This is a genomic window from Kutzneria sp. NPDC052558, from assembly GCF_044547355.1.
GTDB lineage: Bacteria > Actinomycetota > Actinomycetes > Mycobacteriales > Pseudonocardiaceae > Kutzneria.
This window is the reverse complement of sequence record NZ_JBIUAG010000009.1, coordinates 22,189-41,948: the sequence shown is the minus strand read 5'-3', so window position 1 is coordinate 41,948 and position 19,760 is coordinate 22,189. Positions and strand designations below refer to the sequence as shown.

Genomic DNA, 19,760 nt, shown 5'->3' with positions numbered 1-19,760 from the left:
TACTGCAGTCGTGTCTGGGGTATTGGCCGCTCGCGCCAGCTGCTGGGACGACATGGAATACCAAGTAGCGTGGTGTTCCACGGGTCGGCGAGCTGTTGTTGCCGACCCGGTCAGGTCGGGCCGGCAGTGAGACGGTCGTTCAAGTTCCTGTTGCGCCCTACCAGCAAGCAAGCCACAGCGCTGACGCAGATGTTGGTCGATCACTGGTCGCTCTACAACGCGGCCTTGCAGGAACGGCGTGATGCCTACCGGCATGTCTCGAAGACCACGGTCCGCTACGGCGACCAGTCCGCGCAGCTCAAGGACATCCGCGCGGTCGATCCCGAGCGGCAGGGACGGTGGTCGTTCTCCAGTCAGCAGGCCACCTTGCGCCGCCTGGACAAGGCCATGCAGGCGTTCTTCCGCCGTGTGAAAGCCGGCGACAAACCTGGCTACCCCCGGTTCCGTGGCGTGAACTGGTTCGACACGGTGGAGTTTCCCAAAGACGGCGATGGCTGCCGCTGGAACTCCACCCCCAACGACTCGATCACCCGTGTCCGGCTCCAAGGCGTCGGACATGTTCGGGTTCACCAGCATCGTCCCGTGCTGGGCGTGGTCAAGACGGTCAGCGTGAAGCGGGAAGGCCGCCGCTGGCACGTGGTGCTGGCCTGTGACGAGGTGCCGGCCGCGCCGCTGGCCGTGACCGGTCGCCACATCGGTATCGATCTGGGCGTCGCCCACTTCCTGACCATCAGCGACGGCACACACGTCCCGAACCCGCGCTACGCGCGCGCCGCCGCCGACGCGCTGGCACGAGCGCAGCAGGATCTGTCCCGTTGTGTACGAGGCTCGGGTCGGCGGAGGAAGGCCCGGCGTGTGGTCGCCACGGTGCACCGCAAGATCTGCCGTCAGCGGCTGGACCATGCCCACAAGGCCGCCTTGGCCCTGGTGCGTGGCGCGGATGTCATCGGCCACGAACGCTTGCGGATCGTCAGCATGGTCCGTGCCCCGAAACCCCGGCCCGATCCTGACCAGCCGGGCGTGTTCGCGCCGAACGGGGCAGCGGCGAAGGGCGGGTTGAACCGCAGCATTCACGACGCGGGTTGGGGGGTGTTCCTGGGCATCCTCGCGCACAAGGCTGAAAGCGCCGGTCGGCGACTGATCCCGGTGGACCCCCGCGACACCTCCCGCACGTGCCCGCGTTGTGGCCACGTGTCCAGGGACAACCGTGTCAACCAGGCCGTGTTCAGGTGCGTAGCGTGCGGGCACACCGCCAACGCGGACGTGAACGCGGCGGTGAACATCGCACACAGGGCCGGGCTGGTCCTGCGCGAAGCCCCGGCGGCTTAGCGAGAAGCCACCGGGTTGACCTGGTGGAGGAGTCACAGGCTCGCTCCTACTCGTGCGGGAGGTCGTCGAGGAAGGCGTAGTTGTTGTCATGACAACGCCACGGCGCCAGCTCGGACCAGCGGGGCGCGGCGGTCGCGCCGCCGATCCGCTGCACGGAAAGCGCGGCGACCAGGGCGGCGAAGCGGAGGCGGTCGGCCAGCGGCAGGCCGGCCAGGGTGGCGTGGACCAGGGCGGCGCCGAAGACGTCCCCGGCCCCGGTGGTGTCGACGGCGTCCACGGGAACTCCCGGCACGGCGGCGGTTTCGCCGGTGGAGCCGTCGATGGCCAGCGCGCCGTCAGCCCCGCAGGTGACGACGGCGAGCGGCACCAACTCGGCCAGCTTGGCCAACGCCTTCTCGGCGGTGTCCGCACCGGTGTAGGCCATGGCCTCGCGGTCGTTGGGCAGGAACGCGTGACAACCGGGCAGTTGAGCCAAAATCGCCGTAGGGTGCTGCGACGCCTCCTCCCAGCCGGCGGCGGCGAACACGAGCGTGTCCTGGGCGATGGCCTTGCCGATCCACGCTTGCGGTGCCGGCCCGAGATGGGCGACGGCGGCGCGGGCCGGCGGGGGCGTGGCGATGAGGTCGTCGGGAGACAGCGGCGACGGTGAGCCGTGGGTGATCAGCGCGCGGTCGCCGTCGTACGCGAGCGACACGGTGAGCGGCATCGGCCAGTTCTGAACTCGTCGGGACAGTTCGAGGTCCACGCCCTCGGACGCCAGTTCCTGCCAGCACAGGCCGCCGGTGACGTCGTCCCCGAAGGCCGCAGCCAGCGACGTGCGGCTGCCGAGCCGGCTCAGCGTGACGGCGAAGTTGGCGATGCCGCCCGGACTTGTGCCGCGCTCGGCGGCCCACACCTCGGCGCCGGCGGCCGGGGCGGCGGGCAGCCCGGCGAAGCCGATGTCGTAGAAGAGCAGACCCGACAGGAAGACGTCGGGGACCGCGGGTGGTGTTGCCACTACGTTGCCTTCTGTCCGCTCGAAGTTGAGCTAGAGACTGCACCGCGTGCACAAGAATGGCAATAGCTGCGTGACTTTGAGCGAGTTTGCAGAGTAGGGTCCCAGCTGTGCTTCCCGCCCGACGACACGAGCTGATCCTGCGCGCACTGCGCTCGGACGGCCCCAGCACGGTGACCGCGCTGGCCGACCTGCTGGCCGCCAGCCAGGCGACGATCCGCCGTGACCTGCTCCAGCTGGAGGAGGAGGGCCTGCTGCGCCGGGTCTTCGGCGGCGCGGTGCCGATGAACGGCCACGACGATCCGTTCGCCGACGTCGCCGACGTGCGCGTGGAGGCCAAGGACGCCGTCGCGGCGCGCTGCGCGTCGATGGTGCGGGACGGCCAGACCGCGCTGCTGGACATCGGCACCACCGCGCACCGCGTCGCCCGCCACCTGCGCGGCCGCTCGCTCACGGTGATCACCAGCAACCTCGCTGTCTACGAGGAACTGGTGGAGGACAAGGACATCCAGCTGATCCTGCTCGGCGGCGTGGTCCGCAGGGACTACCGGTCGCTGGTCGGCTTCCTGACCGAGGACAACCTCCGCCAGGTGCACGCCGACATCCTTTTCCTGGGCACCAGCGGGATCCGGCCGGACGGGCACGTGCTGGACACGACCGCGGTCGAGGTGCCGGTGAAGCGGGCGATGATCGCCGCCGCCGAGCGGGTGGTGCTGGCCGCCGACGCCGGGAAGTTCCCCGGCGCCGGCATGGCCCGGGTGTGCGGGCCGGAGGATCTCGACGTCGTGGTGACCAACGCGCCCGCCGACGCGGCGACGGGCGATGCGCTGCGCGAGGCTGGGGTGGAGGTCGTGGAGGTATGAGGCTGACGATCCTCGGCGGGGGTGGCTTTCGGGTCCCCCTCGTCTATCGGGCGCTGCTGGCCGATCGGGGCCAGGGCCGGGTCACCCACGTGACCCTGCACGACCTGGACCCGCGCCGGCTGGACGCCATCGTGAAGGTGCTGCGGGACCAGGCCCGTGGCCACGACGACGCGCCTGCTGTTGACGTGACAACAGACCTGGACGCGGCGGTGACCGGGGCCGACTTCGTCTTCTCGGCGATCCGGGTCGGCGGCCTGGCCGGCCGGGCCGCCGACGAGCGGGTGGCGCTGGAGCTGGGCGTGCTGGGCCAGGAGACGGTCGGCGCCGGCGGCATCGCCTACGGCCTGCGGACCATCCCGGTCGCGGTGGACATCGCCCGGCGCATCGCCCGGCTGGCCCCGCAGGCCTGGGTCATCAACTTCACCAACCCGGCCGGCATGGTCACCGAGGCCATGGCCGCGCACCTGGGCGGCCGGGTGATCGGCATCTGCGACTCGCCGGTCGGGCTCGGCCGGCGTGCCGCCCGGGCGCTGGGCGTGGACCCCGAGCGGGCCTGGCTGGACTACGCCGGCCTCAACCACCTCGGCTGGCTGCGGGCGATCCGGGTCGACGGCGTGGACGTGCTGCCGCGGCTGCTGGCCGACGAGGACGCGTTGACCTCGTTCGAGGAGGGCAAGCTCTTCGGCGCGGACTGGTTGCGCGCCTTGGGTTGCCTGCCCAACGAGTACCTGCACTACTACTACTTCAACCGCGAGGCGGTGGCCGGGGCTCGGGCGGCGGAGAAGACGCGCGGCGCGTTCCTGCTCGACCAGCAGTCCCGGTTCTACGAGCGGATGCAAGCGCCCGACACGCCCGCGTTCGCGACCTGGGACGCCACCCGGCTGGAGCGCGAAGTCACCTACATGGCGGAGAACCGCGAGGCGGTGGACGCCGGCGAGCGCAACTCGTGCGACCTGGACTCCGGTGGCTACGAGAAGGTCGCCCTGGCCCTGATGCGGGCGATTGCCCTGGACGAGCGGACGACCCTGATCCTCAACGTCCGCGGCCGGGGCGCGCTCACGCCGTTGGACGACGAGGCCGTGGTCGAGACCAACTGCCACGTGGACGCCAACGGGGCCCGGCCGATCATCGGAACTCCGTTGGACGCCAACGCCGCCGGCCTGGTCACGACGGTGAAGGCGGCGGAGCGGGACGTCATTCGCGCCGCCACGACCGGCGACCGGACCGCCGCGCTGCGCGCCTTCGCCCTGCACCCCCTCGTCGACTCCGTCGCCATCGCCCGGCGGCTGCTCGACGGTTACCTGGCCACTGTCCCCGGCCTGGACTACCTGCGTGAGGAGAGCCGTGTTTGACGACCGCAAGCAGGTCGAGGACCGCCTCGATCGCGTGCTGAAGCAGCGCATCCGCCCGGCCGTCTACGGTGCGACCATCCCGTTGACGCTGACCGCCTGGCACGTGCCGGACGAGCCGGCGCCGGTGGCCGAGGCGCTGGCCGCGTCGTATGAGCCGTTCGCCGTGGGGGAGCGCTGGGGAAAGCCGTGGTCCACCAGCTGGATCCGCGCCGTGGGCACCGTGCCGGCCGAGTGGGCCGGAAAGCGGGTGGAGGCCGTGTTCGATCTCGGCTTCATCGGCGACTGGCCCGGCGGGCAGGCGGAAGCCTTGGTCTACAACGCTTCCGGGCAGCCGGTGAAGGGCATCGAGCCGCGCAACCAGTACGTGCCGGTGTCCAACCCGGCCACGGGCGGCGAACCCGTCGAGCTTTTCCTTGAGGCGGCGGGCAATCCCGACATCCTGGCCAACGGATTCATCCCCACTCCGTTGGGGGACAAGCTGACCGCGCCGCCGGACCCGCTCTACACCTTCGCCCGCGCCGCCCTCGCCGTGCTCGACGAGAACGTCTGGCATCTGGTGCTGGACATCGAGGTCGCGAGCGAGCTGATGGGCCAGCTGAGCGAGCACGATCCCCGCCGGCACGAGCTGCTGCGGTCACTGAGCCGAATGCTCGACGCCCTGGACATTGCCGACGTCTCCTCGACCGCCGCCGCGGCCCGGGCCGAGTTGAAGTTCGCGCTGTCCCGGCCGGCCCACGCCAGCGCCCACACCCTGTCCTCGGTGGGGCACGCGCACATCGACAGCGCTTGGCTGTGGCCGCTGCGGGAGACCGTTCGCAAGACCGGCCGGACGTTCTCCAACGTGACGGCGTTGGCCAAGGACTACCCCGAGTTCGTCTTCGCGTGCTCGCAGGCGCAGCAGTACGCGTGGGCCAAGGAACACCACCCCGCCGTCTACGCGCGGATGCAGGAGGCGGCCAAGGCCGGCAACTGGGTCCCGGTCGGCGGCATGTGGGTGGAGGCCGACGGCAACCTGCCCGGCGGCGAGGCCTTGGCCCGGCAGTTGGCGCACGGCAAGCGGTTCTTCATCGAGGAGTTCGGCGTCGACTGCGAGGGCGTGTGGCTGCCCGACTCCTTCGGCTACACCGCGGCGTATCCGCAGCTGGCCAAGCTGGCCGGGATGAGCTGGTTCCTCACCCAGAAGATCTCCTGGAACCAGACCAACAAGATGCCGCACCACACGTTCTGGTGGGAGGGCATCGACGGCAGCCGGGTGTTCACCCACTTCCCGCCGGTCGACACCTACAACGCGGTGTTCTCCGGCGAGGAATTGGCCCACGCCGTCCGCAACTACGCCGACAAGGGCGGGGGCACGCGGTCGCTGGTGCCGTTCGGGCACGGCGACGGCGGTGGCGGCCCCACCCGGGAGATGATGGAGAAGGCGCGGCGGCTGCGTGACCTCGAAGGCTCGCCGAAGGTGATCGTCCAGGACCCCAACACCTTCTTCCGCGAGGCGCAGGCCGAATACCCCGACGCGCCGGTGTGGTCGGGGGAGCTGTACCTGGAGCTGCACCGGGCCACGTACACCAGCCAGCACCGCACCAAGGCCGGCAACCGCCGCAGCGAGCACCTGTTGCGGGAGGCCGAACTGTGGGCCGCCACCGCCGCTGTGCGGACCGGTTTCCCTTATCCCTACGAGGATTTGGACCGGCTGTGGAAGACGGTGCTGCTGCACCAGTTCCACGACATCCTGCCCGGCAGCTCGATCGCCTGGGTGCATCGCGAGGCCGAGGCCACCTATGCCCGGGTCGCCGAGGAGCTCAACGCGATCATCGGCGACGCCTCGGCGGCGCTGGCCGGCGGATCCGATACGCCGTGGGTGCTCAACGCCGGCCCTCGCGCCCGTACGGAAGTCGTTGCGGCGCCAGCGGAACTGGCCGCCAACGGGCAGAAGCTGGCCGACGGCACGGTCGCCGTTCTCGTGCAGGCTCCGGGATCCACCGCCGCGCCGCTGACCCCGGCGCCGCCGCAGCCGTCGGTGATGGTCAGCGAACGGTTGCTGGACAACGGTCTCGTCCGGGTCGAGTTCGACGACGACGGTCTGTTCTGCTCCGTCTACGACCTGGTCAACGACCGTGAGGTGCTGGCCCCAGGCGCGCGCGGCAACCTGCTGCGGTTGCACACCGATTTCCCGAACCATTGGGACGCCTGGGACATCGACAAGCACTACACCCACCAGTACACCGACCTGACCGCCGTGGAGTCGATCACCGTCGTCGAACGCGGGCCACTGGTCGGCGCGCTGCGCGTCGAACGCCGCTTCGGCTCGTCCACCCTCGTGCAGACCGTGCGCCTGCGGGCCGGCTCGCCGCGCATCGACATCGACACCGAGATCGACTGGCATGAGCGCGAGAAGATCATCAAGGCCACGTTCCCGCTGGACGTGCACGCCGACCGCTCGGCCGCCGAGATCCAGTTCGGGCACGTCTTCCGGCCCACCCACACCAACACCAGCTGGGAGGCCGCCCGCTTCGAGGTCTTCTGCCACCGTTGGGCGCACGTCGCCGAGCCCGACTACGGCGTCGCCGTGCTCAACGACTCCACCTACGGCCACGACGTCGGCCGCACCGCCCGGGAGGACGGCGGCACCACCACGACCCTGCGCCTCAGCCTCGTCCGCGCCCCTCGCAGCCCCGATCCCCAGGCCGACCAGGGCTTGCACCGCATGACCTACTCACTGCTGCCCGGCGCCACCGTCGCCGACGCCGTCGAGGGCGGCTACGCCCTCAACCTGCCCCTCCGCGTCGTCCCCGGCTCCGCCGCCGCGGCCACCAAGTCCGCCTTGGTCGCAGTCGACGGTCGCAAGGCCGCCGTGGAATCCGTCAAGCTCGCCGACGACCAGTCCGGCGACGTGATCGTCCGCCTCTACGAATCCCTGGGCACCCGCGCCGACACCGTCCTGCGCCCAGGCTTCCCCGTCGCCCGAGCCCAGGTCGTCGACCTCCTGGAACGCCCCCTCGACCAGGATCTGCCCCTTGAACCGGACGGTTCAGCACGCCTGCGCCTGCGCCCCTTCCAGGTGCTGACCCTCCGCCTGACGCCGGTGGCCTAGCGCGGAGACGAACAGCGTCACGAGATGGACCGGAGCCGGCGGCCGAACGAGGCGATGGCCTGGGCCGTCGCCTCGTTCGCGGGGAGGAAGACGACCAGTTGCTGGGCGTCCGCGGTGAGGTCGAGCGTCTCGCGGAGCAGGTGGAGCTCGGGCCCCGCCGGGTGGTGGAGGCGGAGAACTCCGCGCTGCGGCATCACGTGACGGTTCAAGCGGCTGGTGAAGTCGGGGCCGGCCACGGGGGCGAGTTCCGCGGCGAGCCATTCGGAGCTCTCCAGGGACGGCGCGAGCCACAGGTCGAAGGCCTGCTCGTCAGCTATGTCCGCCCAGTCGGCGAAGAAGGTCCGGGCCCGAAGATCGGTGAAGACGTAGCGGGTGAGGTTCGGCACCTCGGCGTCGAGCAGTCCGGTTCCGCTGGTCACCGCCGCGAAGCCGCTGGTGTGGGCCAGGATGTCGCCCAGGCGGTTGGTCACCACGGCGATGCCCGGCTCCAGGAGGCGGAGCGTCTCCAGCACGGACGGCCGCACCTCGCGGCGCGGCGGTGCGGGCCGGGTGTGGGCGACGCACGCGCCGCCGGCGATCTTCGTGAGGTAGCGCAGGTGGTTCCGTTCGGCCGGGTCGAGGCTGAGCGCGTCGGCGAGGGCGTTCACCACCGCCACCGACGGATTGCGGTCGCGGCCCTGCTCGATCCGGGTCAGGTATTCGACGCTGATGCCCGCCCGCGCGGCGAGATCCAGGCGGCGCAGGCCCGGTGACCGGCGCCGGCCGCGGTCGGGCAGGCCCAGCGACTCCGGCTGGATGCTGTCGCGCTTGGCCCGGATGAAATCCCCCAGCGGCGTGCCCATGGCATGAGCCTAGTTCGCGGCCGGCCGGTCGCCGAGAGCTCAGGGTGGCCCCGCGGGGGCCAGCCTGAGCACGGTCTGGTTGCGGCGCCGGGACGGCCGCATCGTGGTGGGCATGAACACCAAGCACAGGCTGCTGATCATCGTGGGAAGCGTCCGGGAAGGACGGTTCGGCCCGGTCGTGGCCTCCTGGGTGGCCGAGCACGCCGGCCACCACGGCGGTTTCGACGTGGAGGTCGTCGACCTGGCCGACATCGACATCCCGCTGGCGCTGCCCGCGGCGTCGCCCAAGCACGCCGGCGAGGACTACCCCCGCCCGGCCGGACTCGCGCCGCTGACATCGGCTCTGGCGGCCGCCGACGCGTTCATCGTGGTCACGCCGGAGTACAACCACAGCTATCCCGCGTCGCTGAAGGCGGCCATCGACTGGCACTTCACCCAGTGGACGGCCAAGCCCGTCGCCTTCGTCAGCTACGGCGGCGCGGCGGGCGGCCGGCACGCGGTGCTGCACCTGGAGAACGTGCTGACCGAGTTGCACGCGGTGACCATCCGCGACGGCCTGGCCTTCCCGAACTACTTCACCGCCTGGCAGGACGGCCGTCCGCTCGACCCGCAAGCCGCCGGGTACGCCAAGACCCTGCTCGACCAGCTGGCCTGGTGGGCGGGCGCGCTCCGATCGGCCCGCGAGGCCGCCCCCTATCCGGCCTGAGCTGACATTCGCAAGCGTCAGACAACGGTCGTATGGTTGGCGCGTGCACAGACGGCTCATCAAGAAGGCGGTCGCGTGACCGCGCCGACCCGACCCGCGCGGACCGCGATCCTCACCGTCGACGACGATCCCGGCGTCTCCCGGGCGGTTGCCCGCGACCTGCGCCGCCGCTACGGCGACCAGCACCGGATCCTGCGCGCCGAGTCCGGCAGCCAGGCCATGGACACGTTGCGCGAGATGAAGCTGCGGGGCGAGCTGGTGGCGGTGTTGGTGGCCGACTACCGGATGCCGGACATGAACGGCATCGAGTTCCTCGAACAGGCCATGGACCTGTACCCGTTGGCCCGCCGGGTGCTGCTGACGGCCTACGCCGACACCGGCGCGGCCATCGACGCGATCAACCTGGTGGACCTGGACCACTATCTGCTCAAGCCGTGGGACCCGCCGGAGGAGAAGCTGTACCCGGTGGTGGACTCGCTGCTGGACGCGTGGGCGGCCAGCGACCACAAGCGGGTGCCGGAGACGAAGGTGGTGGGCCACCAGTGGTCGGCCCGCTCCTCGGAGGTGCGGGAGTTCCTGGCCCGCAACCAGGTGCCCTACCGCTGGTACCAGGTGGACGAGCCGGAGGGCGAACGGCTGCTCGCGGCGGCCGGCGCGGACGGGCGCACGCTGCCGGTGGTGGTCACCACCGACGGCGAGGCCCTCATCGCGCCCACCGACGCCGCCCTGGCCGACCGGGTAGGTCTGAGCACCAAGCCGTCCGAGCGGTTCTACGACCTGGCGATCATCGGCGGCGGCCCGGCCGGCCTCGGCGCGGCGGTCTACGGCGCGTCGGAGGGCCTGCGAACCGTGCTCATCGAGCGCACGGCCACCGGCGGCCAGGCCGGCCAGAGTTCGCGGATCGAGAACTACCTGGGCTTCCCGGACGGCGTGTCCGGCGCGCAGCTGGCCGACCGGGCCCGACGGCAGGCCACCCGGTTCGGCGCGGAGCTGATCACCACCCGGGACGTGGTGGGCGTGGAGATCAACGGCTCGGCCCGCACGGTGCGGTTCGCCGACGGCGAGGCCATCGACGCGCACGCGGTCATCCTGGCCACCGGCGTCTCCTACCGGCAGCTCATCGCCCCCGGCCTGGACGAGTTCACCGGCCGCGGCGTCTACTACGGGTCGGCGCTGACCGAGGCCACCAACTGCTCCGAGCAGGACATCTACATCGTCGGCGGGGCCAACTCGGCCGGCCAGGCCGCAGTGTACCTGGCCCGCACGGCCCGGTCGGTGACGATCGTGGTGCGGGCCGAGTCGCTGACCGACTCCATGTCGCACTACCTGATCCAGCAGATCGCGGCGATCCCCACCATCTCGGTGCTGACCTGCACCGAGGTCGTCGAGGCGCACGGCGGCGAGCACCTGGAGAAGATCTCGTTGCGGCACAACGGGACTGGCGAGGTCCGCACCGTCGACGCCTCGTTCCTGTTCGCCTTCATCGGCGCCGCCCCGCGCACCGACTGGCTGGACGGCGTTGTGGCCCGCGACGACCGCGGCTTTGTCATCGCCGGCCCCGACCTGGACGTCGAGAAGGCCCTGCGCGACTGGCCGCTGGACCGGCCGCCGTACCACCTGGAGACCAACGTGCCGGGCGTGTTCGTGGCCGGCGACGTACGCTGCGATTCAGGCAAACGGGTCGCCTCCGCCGTCGGCGAGGGGGCCATGGCCGTGATGCTGGTGCACCGTTATCTGGAGCGGACATGAGCCCTCTGCCGTGTGACATCGCCGAGCTGCGCACGCTGTTCCTGTTCGAGAAGCTCGACGAGGAGCAGCTGGAATGGCTGTGCGAGCACGGGCACATCGAGCATTTCGAGCCCGGCCCCGTCTACCACGAGGGCGACCCGGCGACCTGCTTCTACGTGATGATCGAGGGCGGCCTGGCCCTGTCCCGGCGGGTCGGCGAGGAGGACGTGGAGATCACCCGGACCACGGCCCCCGGGGTGTACGCCGGGGCGTGGCGGGCGTTTCTCGGCGACCGCGTGCCGCAGACCTACGACGGCTCGATGCGGGTCACCGAGCCGTCCCGGTTCTACGTGCTCGACGCCGACCTGTTCGAGCAGCTGATGCGGGACTGGTTCCCGATGGCGCTGCACATGCTGGAGGGCCTGTTCTTCGGCATGCAGAACACCCAGGCGGCGGTCGGGCAGCGGGAACGCCTGCTGGCCCTGGGATCCCTGTCGGCCGGCCTGACTCACGAGCTCAACAACCCGGCCGCCGCGGCGGTGCGGGCCACCTCGGCGCTGCGCGAGCGGGTCGCCGGCATGCGGCACAAGCTGGGCCTGATCGCCGCCGGCCCGTACGACCGGATCGCGCTGGGGACGCTGATCAAGCTCCAGGAGCAGGCCGTCGAGCACGTGGCCAAGGCCAAGCCGCTCAGCCCGCTGGAGGCCGCCGACCGCGAGGACGAGCTGGCCGACTGGTTCGACGAGCACGGCATCGCCGGCGGCTGGGATCTGGCGCCGACCTACGTGCAGGCCGGACTGGACGTGGCCTGGCTGGACGAGGTGGCCGACACCATCGACCCGTCCATCCTCGAGGGCGCGCTGCGCTGGCTCAACTACACCATCGACACCGAGCTGCTGATGTCGGAGATCGAGGACTCCACCACCCGGGTGTCCACCCTGGTCACCGCGGCCAAGCAGTACTCGCAGCTGGACCGCGCGCCGTTCCGCCCGGTCGACGTGCACGAGCTGCTGGACTCCACCCTGCTGATGATGGGCCGCAAGATCGGCGACGGCGTCACCGTGGTCAAGGACTACGACCACAGCCTGCCCGAGGTGCCGGTCTACGCCGCCGAACTCAACCAGGTGTGGACCAACCTCATCGACAACGCCATCGCCGCCATGGACGGCGTCGGCACGCTGACCGTGCGCACCGCCCGGGACGAGGACCGGCTGCTGGTGGAGATCGGCGACACCGGTCCGGGGGTGCCGGCGGAGATCAAGAGCCGCATCTTCGAGCCGTTCTTCACCACCAAGCCGGTCGGCTCGGGCACCGGCCTCGGCCTGGACATCTCGTGGCGCATCGTGGTCAACAAGCACCACGGGGACCTGTCCGTCGAGTCGGCGCCCGGCGACACCCGGTTCCAGGTGCGGATCCCGCTCACCACCCAGGAGGCGACCTCATGACCGTTGCCGGCATCGACCCGTCCGTGCCGCCGAGCGGAACCGGCTGCGTCGAGTGCGACGCCGCCGGCGGCTGGTGGGTGCACCTGCGCCGGTGCGCCCAGTGCGGCCACATCGGCTGCTGCGACTCCTCCCCGGCCCAGCACGCCAGCGCGCACGCGGCGGCCACCGGGCATCCGTTCATCCGCAGCTTCGAACCGGGTGAGGACTGGTTCTGGAACTACGAGACCGAGCAGGCCTACGAGGGCCCTGAGCTGGCCGAGCCCCAGCACCACCCGGTGGACGCCGCTGTGCCGGGGCCGGCGGGGCGGGTCCCCGCCGACTGGCGCAGCCACGTGCACTGAATGCCCTAACGGGCAGCGATCGGAGCAAGGGGAACGCACGGGGCAATTCGGACGATAGTTTGCCGCCTTGTGCGACGGACACTCACAACCACGCTGATCGCGGCGGCGGTGCTGATCAGCGGCTTCACGCCGCTGGCGCACGCCGCCGACGGCGGCGCATCGGCGCTGGTGGCGGCCGAGATCTCGTTCCACACCAACGATGAGGACAAGGACGACGACACCCACGTCCACGTCTCCGTGGTGGACCAGGACAACGTGGAGGCCGCGGTCCTCGACGGCGACCTGGGCCACTTCGACGACAACAGCGACCACGGGCCGTACCAGTTGCAGATCAAGAACCCCAGCTCCTGGTACGCGCTGCGGGCCGGCGCCACCACGATCACCATCGACCCCAACGGCGACGACACCTGGCGCTTCAACTTCGCGCTCGACCTGCACTTCGCCGACGCCACGCTGCGGCTGGGCGACCACATCAACGGTGTGGAGATGTCGGACGAGCGCACGGTCGACAGCTGGAGCATCCTGCCCGACGTCGGCGGCTACTACGGCCGGATGGACTCCGGGTGGATCCCGCAGCCGCACACCGTGGCCGAGTCGGTCCAGTACGGCCAGGCCCGCCGCCTCCCGCCGGTGCTGTGGGAGGCTTGCGTCTCGGCCGAGCACAGCGGCCGCGGCGAGGACTACATGACGCACCTGCTGGCCGAGACCAGCCTGCTGCGCACCATCGAGGACCCGGACGGCCGGGCCGAGCTGACCAGGGCGTTCGCCGGCGAGAAGCCGCCGATGAGCGACCCCTCCGGCATCTACCGGGACTGCCTCGACCGGCTCGCGCCCGGCTGGCGGCTGCCGGCGGCGGGCCTGCCCGACCCGCTCAACACCCTGCCCGGCTGGACCAAGGTGATCGCCGACGTCCGCCTGATCCCGCCGCTGACCGGAAAGCCCGGCACCGACTCGGTGCCCGGCTGCCGCGCCAGCGGCGGCCCGACCGACGAGTGGGACTTCACCATGGCCCTGCTCATGCGGGTCTGGGGCCAGCTGGGCCAGGAGTCGGCCAAGACCCTGTTCGGCTCGGACGACCAGGCGGCGCTGGCCAAGCTGCGCGAGGACGTCGCCGCCCGCGCCTGGCTCCAGGGCTCGGTGGTCCGCGAGGACGAGACCGTCTGCATCGTGACCGGCATTTCGGTGCCGGAGACCGAGAACCACCAGTTGCTGATCCGCACGACCCGGTTGCTGCACAACGAGTCGACCCTGCCGCTTGCGCCGGTGCCCGCCGACACCTACGTCTCGATCTACGACAAGGACGGCAACCGGGACAACAACGCCAACGGCGTCGCCGCCTACGTGCACAACAAGGTCAACGACGTGATGGCGCACGACTGGCTGGAGTACAACGCCCGGCCGTACTCCCGCTACCAGATGCTGGCCCTGCTCAACCTGCACGACTTCAGCACCGACGCCAGCATCCGCGCGGATGCCAAGCGGGCCTTGGACTTCCTGGCGCTCAAGCAGTCGGCGGAGTCCATGGACAACCGGCGGCTCGCCCCGTTCCGGCGCAAGCTGGAGAAGGCCTCCGACCTGACCATGCAGATGGACCCGGTCGGCCCGATGTTCCAGGTGTGGGTGGGCGGCCTGGCCGAGCCGGTGAGCCCGCAGGCCGGTGGCGGCGGCTACTCGGAGGAGATGACGCTGGCCGCCAGCTCCGGCTACCGGCCGCCGGACTGGATGGCGGACCAGGCGTTCAACCGCCAGCACCGGGACTTCCTGGCCTACTTCAACGGCCAGGACCAGCAGGAGGCGGCCTACGGCGGCCCGGACTTCACGCTCACCGGCGGCGGCCACCGCACCCAGTGCCCCTATCCGATCGAGGGTTTCTGCCCCGGCGCCGGCAACGACAACGGCTCGGTCGAGACGAACGTGCTGATCCCGCACCTGAGCCGGGCGCCCGGCAGCAACACCGAGTTCCCGCCGTCCTACAAGGACGCGGTCTGGCTGGAACGCGGCCTCGTGAACATCAACTACGGCAGCTGCGTCGACCGGAACCTGGCCTGCGGCGGCAGCTTCCAGGTGTCGCCGACCGTGGTCAAGGACTCGCCCGAGTGCCGGGTCACCTTCCCCGACAAGGACGTCGCGTTGCGGTTCGACGCCTCGTGCTCGAGCGCCGAGCGCAACTACGAGGGCTCCTGCTTCTTCGTGTACGGCGGCAACCGGTCGGCGGTGCCGGAGAAGATCGAAACCGGGTCGATCGGGGTGGGCTGGCTGGTCACGCACACCTGCGACCCCAACGCCACGGATGCCGCGCGGGCCACGGCCTTCACCGGCTTCCAGCAGTTCGAGCGCGGTCCGGGCAAGCCGGTGGGAACGGCGATCAACTGCGAGCAGAATCCCGATCCGCACGTGCCCTGGTACTACCGCTACAACCTCGCCATGACCCTGCCGCCGGACAACACGGTCGACCTGACCAACGTGACCCAGGGACGCAAGGCCGCGGTCGGCTATGCCCAGTGCGGGTCGCCCGGATACGCCCTGAGCACCGATCAGCACCAGGGCTATCCCGGCGCCGGCCCGATCAGCGGCGACCTGACGCTGGAGCACGGCAAGTTCCCGACGACCAGCACCACGCTGGCCGCCGCCGCGAATCCCCTTGTCGGGGACCAGATTCCGCTCACCGCCACGATCGCCGGAGCGGGCTCGGGCACGGTGACCTTCCTGGACGGCTCCACGGTGCTGGGGACCGCCCCGGTCGCCGGCGGCGTCGCAAAGCTCACCACGGCACCGCTATCCGTTGGGGCGCACCGGCTTCGCGCGGTCTACGGCGGCGACGCCACCCATGTCGCCAGCGTCGGCGAGGTCACGGTCACGGCCGGCGGCACCGCCAACCGGGCCCAGCAGTTGGTCAGCGAGGCGAGTCAGCTGTGGGCGCAGGGCAAGCAGGCCGAGGCGGCGGCCCGTGGACAGGCCGGCATCGCGCTGATTCGCCAGCTGGCCAAGGACAATCCGGCCTACCGGGACGCCCTGGGGCAGTGGATCATCTGGCCGGTCGCCACCTACGTCGGCATCAGCGGCCACCGGGACGACGCCATCGCGCTGCTACAGGACGCGGTCGGGATCTTCACCCAGCTGGAGAAGGAGGATCCGGCCAGCCACCCGTACCGCTACCGCCACGCCAACGCGCTGATCAGCCTGGGCGTGCAGTACTGGGACAAGGGTGACGGGCCCACCGGCACCGCCCGGGTGCTCGACGGCATCGCCCTGGCCCGCCAGCTGGCCGCCGACGATCCGGCCTACCAGGAGACGTTCGGTGAGTGGATCATTTCGCCGGCCAGCACCTACCTGGCCGCCGGCGGGCGACTCGACGAGTCGATCACGCTGTTGCAGGAGGCCGTCGGCGTCTTCGAGAAGCTGGAAGGCACCGAGCCGGCCAATCACCGGCACCGCTACGACCACGCCAACGCCCTGATCAACCTGGGGCAGCGGTACTGGGACAAGGGCGATCACCCCACCGGCACGGCCCGGCTGCTCGACGGGCTCAAGGTGGCGCGGCAGCTGTACGCCGACGACGCCGCGTACGGAGACGCCTTCGGGCAGTGGCTGTTGCGGCCGGGGACGTACCTGACCGAGCGTCCGCAGGCGATCACGCTGGCCCAGGAGGCGGTGTCGGTCTACACCAAGCTGAACAGCGCCGACCCGGCCTACGGGCCGAAGCTGGCCGCGGCCAAGGCCCGGCTGGCCGAACTCCAGAAGTAGCCTTTACGCCCGCGGCCCCTCGCGCTACCGTTTGGATGCAAACGAGTAGCGGGAGGGCGCCGTGGGCCACGTCGACGTGGATCTCGCTGACCTGGACCTGTTCGAGCGCAACGCGGCCTGGCCGGTGTTCGCCCGGCTGCGCCGCGAGGCTCCCGTGCACTGGAATCCCGAGCCGGCCCCGAACTCCGGCTTCTGGTCGGTGACCCGGCACGCCGACATCGTGGCCGTGGACCGCGACACCGAGACGTTCACCTCGACCAGGTTCGTCAACCTTGAGGAGGTCGACGACGACCAGATCCGCATCCGGCGGTCCATGCTGGAGTCCGACGGCGTGCGCCACCGGGCCCTGCGCAAGCTGCTGCTGCGCGAGTTCGGCGGCCCGGCCCTGCGCCGCTTCGAGGACTTCCTGCGCGACCTGACCGCCGTGACCGTGGACGCCGCGCTGGACAAGGGCGAGTTCGACTTCGTCACCGAGGTCAGCGCCGACTTCCCCATCCAGGTGCTGGCCCGGCTGCTCGACGTGCCCGAGGGCGACACCGGGCAGCTGATCAAGTGGGGCAACCAGATCATCGGCAACACCGACCCCGAGTACGCCGAGGTCCTGTTGTCCGACGCGGAGAGCGAGCGCTACAGGAACCTGCCGTTCCGCTCGCCGGCCTCGCTGGAGGTCTTCGAGTACGGCCGCGCGCTGGCCCGGCAGCGGCGTGGCGGGGACGGCGAGGACCTGGTCAGCAAGCTGGTCAACCGGGTGCCGGTGGACGGGGAACCGTTGTCCGCCACCGAGTTCGACAACTACTTCCTGCTGCTCGTGGTGGCCGGCAACGAGACCAGTCGGCACACCATCAGCCACGGCATGCACGCCCTGCTGCACCATCCCGACCAACTCCGCCTGCTGCAAGAGGATCCGTCGCTGATCCCCGGCGCGGTCGAGGAGATCCTGCGGTGGGCCAGCCCCGTCTACCATTTCCGCCGCACCGCCACCCGGGACGTCGAACTCGGCGGCCAGCCGATCCGGGCCGGCGACAAGGTGGTGATGTGGTTCGCCTCCGGCAACCGCGACGAGGCCGTGTTCGACGACCCCGACCGCTTCGACGTCACCCGCTCGCCCAACCCCCACGTCACCTTCGGCAAGAACAGCCCGCACTTCTGCCTCGGCGCCAACCTGGCCCGCCTGGAGGTCCGGCTGATGTTCGAGACCCTGCTGCCCCGCCTGAAAACCGTCGAGCCGGCCGGTGAGGTGACCCGGGTGCGCAGCAACTTCGTCAACGGCATCAAGCAGTTCCCGATCCGGGTCAAGGCCGCCTGACGTGCGGGCGCTGTGCGTGGCGCACGACGCCATGTCGAGTTCCGGCCTGGTCGGGGAGGCGCTGCGCGAGCACGGCTGGCAGGTCGACGAGATCACCGTCGTGCCCGCTGCTCACCCGCTCAGTACCGGGGCCGTCTCAGGTCCGTTGCTGGAGAACTGCCACGGCCTCCTCGATCCGACCGAGATCGATGAGGTGCCACGCCAGAACGCTGGAGTCGATGGGGGCGTGCGCTTCCAGGACTGCGACAGCCTCCTCGGTCCGGCCGGTCGCGGCGAGAAGCTCGGCGATGGCCCCCGCCGCGTACCAGGCGCCGCCCTCGGGATGCGCCCGTGTCTGTTCGATTGCGTCATCGAGCAGGCCGCCGTCGGCCATGAGCCGAAGCCGTATCCTGAAGTACTCCCACTCTTCCTTGCCGTCGCGACGTGTCTTGAGGACGTCGAGGTAGGCTAGGCCATCCCGGGCACGGACATTATCGGCGCACAAGGTGCACAGCATGTCGACGATCCAGTCCTCGCCGCCGGACGAGTCCGCGAGCATGCGCATCACCTCGATCGCCTCGTCGACCCGACCATGCCGAGCCAGAAGCTGCGCCAGCTGGACCGAACCGTGAACCTGACGGGCCGTTGAACCGCCCAGCGTCCGGTACACCGCGATCGCGCCGTCCACGTCTCCGCGCTCCTCCAGCACCTCGGCCAGCCGCTGAGCGGCGTGTCCGTGGCACTCGGACACCGCGTACTCCCGCAGCTCCTCGATCCGGTCATGCCGGGCCAGCAGGTCGGCCAACTGGTCGTGGTTGTTCACGGACTTGATGTGGCGCCGGGTGTGCAGCAGGGCGATCGCCTCGTCGACTCGGCCCTGACGTTCGCGGATCGTGGCAAGCAGGCTGATTGCCGTGTCCTCGTCGAGGCCGTGGAAGCCGGGAGGGCCGTCGCATCGGTGCTCAGCTGGGATACGTGCGACCAGCAGCACCGCGATGTCGTCGTCCCTGCCCATCTCCTTCGAGATCTCCACGAGGGCGTTGGCCAGCAACCAGTCGTCGATCCCGGCGCTCAGCAGCGCGAACGCCTCGTCCTGGTGCCCGTGCCGAGCCAGCAGCCGCCCAAAAAATCTCGTGGGGAGCCGTTCGCCCTGCGTGTACGGCCGGACCAACGCGATCGCCTCCGCTGCCCGCCCCCAGCTCTCCGGGTCCGGTAGTCGAGATCAGCGGCATCCATGCCCGGGCACACTAGCCACGACCACCGACATCGACGTGCGGCCTCCGATCGGAGTAGTCAAGACCTGGGGCGCGGTCCCGCCTGATCATCAGCTCTCACTCTTGCGGCGCGCGGGCGCGGCGGAGGCGATCGAACGCCCTGGGAGGGCTGATCGCATCGAGGCGGTCGGCGATGTCGCGGGCGCAGTCGGTGGCGCTGCGGTGGGTGGTGTCCACGATGATGTCGTTGTCCCCGTGGGAGAAGACGCGGGTCTGCGAGGCGGCTAGACCACGGGGACGGTCGCCGCGCAACAGCTCCCGTCGGTCCAGTTCCTCCTCGGAGCAGCGGACGTCGACCAGGGTGACGTCGTATCGGTCGAGAACGTCGAGGAGGTCGTCGAGGCGCCACGGCTCGCTGAGCGGGTAGTCCATGACGACGTCGTTCCCCGTCGAGGCGAGGGCCGCGATGACACGGTGGTAGCCCTGTCGGGTGCGTCGCAGCATCTCCTGGATTTCCGTCTCGTCGAGGACACGGGTGTGCTGCGTCGACCGCATACCGCTCACGGCGTCGACGGGGACGAGGAACCAGGGGTCGGGCAGCATGGCCAGCAGCGCGTGTCCGATGCTCGACTTGCCCGAGCTCGACGGACCGTTGAGGAGGATGACTCGGCCTGGGGTCCGTGACGGCACCGCTCAACTGTAGCCAGGCAATGCCGTGGCGCAGCGCCGGACTGGCCAACGACCACGCTCAACTGAAGCCGCATATCGCCTTCCGGGCGTCTGGACACGCATCTACAGCCGTGTAGTATCCGGCTGGGTTAAGTAA

The 19,760-nt window shown here is 70.5% G+C and carries 14 protein-coding genes; 10 read left to right on the top strand and 4 right to left on the bottom strand.

Going from position 1 to position 19,760, the window contains the following annotated elements; translation table 11 throughout:
- Positions 1–126: 126 nt before the first annotated feature.
- Positions 127–1,329 carry an RNA-guided endonuclease InsQ/TnpB family protein gene (locus ACIG5F_RS18085; protein WP_396518853.1) on the top strand — a complete coding sequence of 401 codons (1,203 nt, stop codon included), beginning with the start codon at positions 127–129 and terminating at the stop codon, positions 1,327–1,329.
- A gap of 46 nt (positions 1,330–1,375) precedes the next feature.
- Here ACIG5F_RS18085 and ACIG5F_RS18080 read toward each other — a convergent pair whose 3' ends face one another.
- Positions 1,376–2,326, bottom strand: a complete 951-nt coding sequence (locus tag ACIG5F_RS18080) for a carbohydrate kinase family protein (RefSeq protein ID WP_396518852.1) — start codon at positions 2,324–2,326, stop codon at positions 1,376–1,378.
- A 107-nt stretch (positions 2,327–2,433) separates the two neighbouring features.
- Between ACIG5F_RS18080 and ACIG5F_RS18075 the strand changes: the two genes are divergently transcribed.
- The 3 genes from ACIG5F_RS18075 to ACIG5F_RS18065 are packed head-to-tail and all read left to right on the top strand — an operon-like array spanning position 2,434 to position 7,629.
- Entirely contained in the window at positions 2,434–3,186 is a 753-nt protein-coding gene (locus ACIG5F_RS18075) for a DeoR/GlpR family DNA-binding transcription regulator (RefSeq protein ID WP_396518851.1), read from the top strand.
- Positions 3,183–4,538, top strand: coding sequence for a 6-phospho-beta-glucosidase (locus tag ACIG5F_RS18070; RefSeq protein WP_396518850.1), 1,356 nt, complete (start codon positions 3,183–3,185; stop codon positions 4,536–4,538). Before ACIG5F_RS18075 ends, ACIG5F_RS18070 begins: the two co-directional genes overlap by 4 nt.
- Positions 4,531–7,629 carry an alpha-mannosidase gene (locus tag ACIG5F_RS18065; protein ID WP_396518849.1) on the top strand — a complete coding sequence of 1,033 codons (3,099 nt, stop codon included), beginning with the start codon at positions 4,531–4,533 and terminating at the stop codon, positions 7,627–7,629. Before ACIG5F_RS18070 ends, ACIG5F_RS18065 begins: the two co-directional genes overlap by 8 nt.
- Before the next feature lie 17 nt (positions 7,630–7,646).
- Here ACIG5F_RS18065 and ACIG5F_RS18060 read toward each other — a convergent pair whose 3' ends face one another.
- Positions 7,647–8,471 carry a helix-turn-helix domain-containing protein gene (locus ACIG5F_RS18060; RefSeq protein ID WP_396518848.1) on the bottom strand — a complete coding sequence of 275 codons (825 nt, stop codon included), beginning with the start codon at positions 8,469–8,471 and terminating at the stop codon, positions 7,647–7,649.
- Positions 8,472–8,583: 112 nt separating this feature from the next.
- Between ACIG5F_RS18060 and ACIG5F_RS18055 the strand changes: the two genes are divergently transcribed.
- The 6 genes from ACIG5F_RS18055 (at position 8,584) to ACIG5F_RS18030 (ending at position 17,741) form a co-directional block, all read left to right on the top strand.
- Positions 8,584–9,177, top strand: a complete 594-nt coding sequence (locus ACIG5F_RS18055) for an NADPH-dependent FMN reductase (protein WP_396518847.1) — start codon at positions 8,584–8,586, stop codon at positions 9,175–9,177.
- Between the two features lie 75 nt (positions 9,178–9,252).
- Positions 9,253–10,926 carry an FAD-dependent oxidoreductase gene (locus ACIG5F_RS18050; RefSeq protein WP_396518846.1) on the top strand — a complete coding sequence of 558 codons (1,674 nt, stop codon included), beginning with the start codon at positions 9,253–9,255 and terminating at the stop codon, positions 10,924–10,926.
- Positions 10,923–12,350, top strand: coding sequence for an ATP-binding protein (locus tag ACIG5F_RS18045; protein ID WP_396518845.1), 1,428 nt, complete (start codon positions 10,923–10,925; stop codon positions 12,348–12,350). The genes ACIG5F_RS18050 and ACIG5F_RS18045 overlap by 4 nt, the downstream gene beginning before the upstream one ends.
- Entirely contained in the window at positions 12,347–12,691 is a 345-nt protein-coding gene (locus ACIG5F_RS18040; RefSeq protein ID WP_396518844.1) for a UBP-type zinc finger domain-containing protein, read from the top strand. Before ACIG5F_RS18045 ends, ACIG5F_RS18040 begins: the two co-directional genes overlap by 4 nt.
- A 69-nt stretch (positions 12,692–12,760) precedes the next feature.
- Positions 12,761–16,435 (top strand): Ig-like domain repeat protein, encoded by a 3,675-nt coding sequence (locus ACIG5F_RS18035; protein WP_396518843.1) that lies wholly within the window; start codon positions 12,761–12,763, stop codon positions 16,433–16,435.
- Positions 16,436–16,496: 61 nt separating this feature from the next.
- The gene (locus ACIG5F_RS18030) at positions 16,497–17,741 is read left to right on the top strand and encodes a cytochrome P450 (RefSeq protein ID WP_396518842.1); all 1,245 of its coding nucleotides are present in this window, start codon (positions 16,497–16,499) and stop codon (positions 17,739–17,741) included.
- Between the two features lie 136 nt (positions 17,742–17,877).
- Here ACIG5F_RS18030 and ACIG5F_RS18025 read toward each other — a convergent pair whose 3' ends face one another.
- Both ACIG5F_RS18025 and ACIG5F_RS18020 read right to left on the bottom strand, forming a co-directional pair.
- A complete protein-coding gene (locus ACIG5F_RS18025) occupies positions 17,878–18,891 on the bottom strand; it encodes a tetratricopeptide repeat protein (RefSeq protein ID WP_396518841.1) in 1,014 nt (337 codons plus the stop codon).
- Between the two features lie 160 nt (positions 18,892–19,051).
- Positions 19,052–19,624, bottom strand: coding sequence for a chloramphenicol phosphotransferase CPT family protein (locus ACIG5F_RS18020; RefSeq protein ID WP_396518840.1), 573 nt, complete (start codon positions 19,622–19,624; stop codon positions 19,052–19,054).
- Positions 19,625–19,760: the final 136 nt, after the last annotated feature.

Coding starts and splice junctions, on each gene's coding strand:
- ACIG5F_RS18070 (WP_396518850.1), top strand. CDS start 3,183: ATGAGGCTGACGATCCTCGGCGGGGGTGGCTTTCGGGTCCCCCTCGTC.
- ACIG5F_RS18060 (WP_396518848.1), bottom strand. CDS start 8,471: ATGGGCACGCCGCTGGGGGATTTCATCCGGGCCAAGCGCGACAGCATC.
- ACIG5F_RS18045 (WP_396518845.1), top strand. CDS start 10,923: ATGAGCCCTCTGCCGTGTGACATCGCCGAGCTGCGCACGCTGTTCCTG.
- ACIG5F_RS18040 (WP_396518844.1), top strand. CDS start 12,347: ATGACCGTTGCCGGCATCGACCCGTCCGTGCCGCCGAGCGGAACCGGC.
- ACIG5F_RS18055 (WP_396518847.1), top strand. CDS start 8,584: ATGAACACCAAGCACAGGCTGCTGATCATCGTGGGAAGCGTCCGGGAA.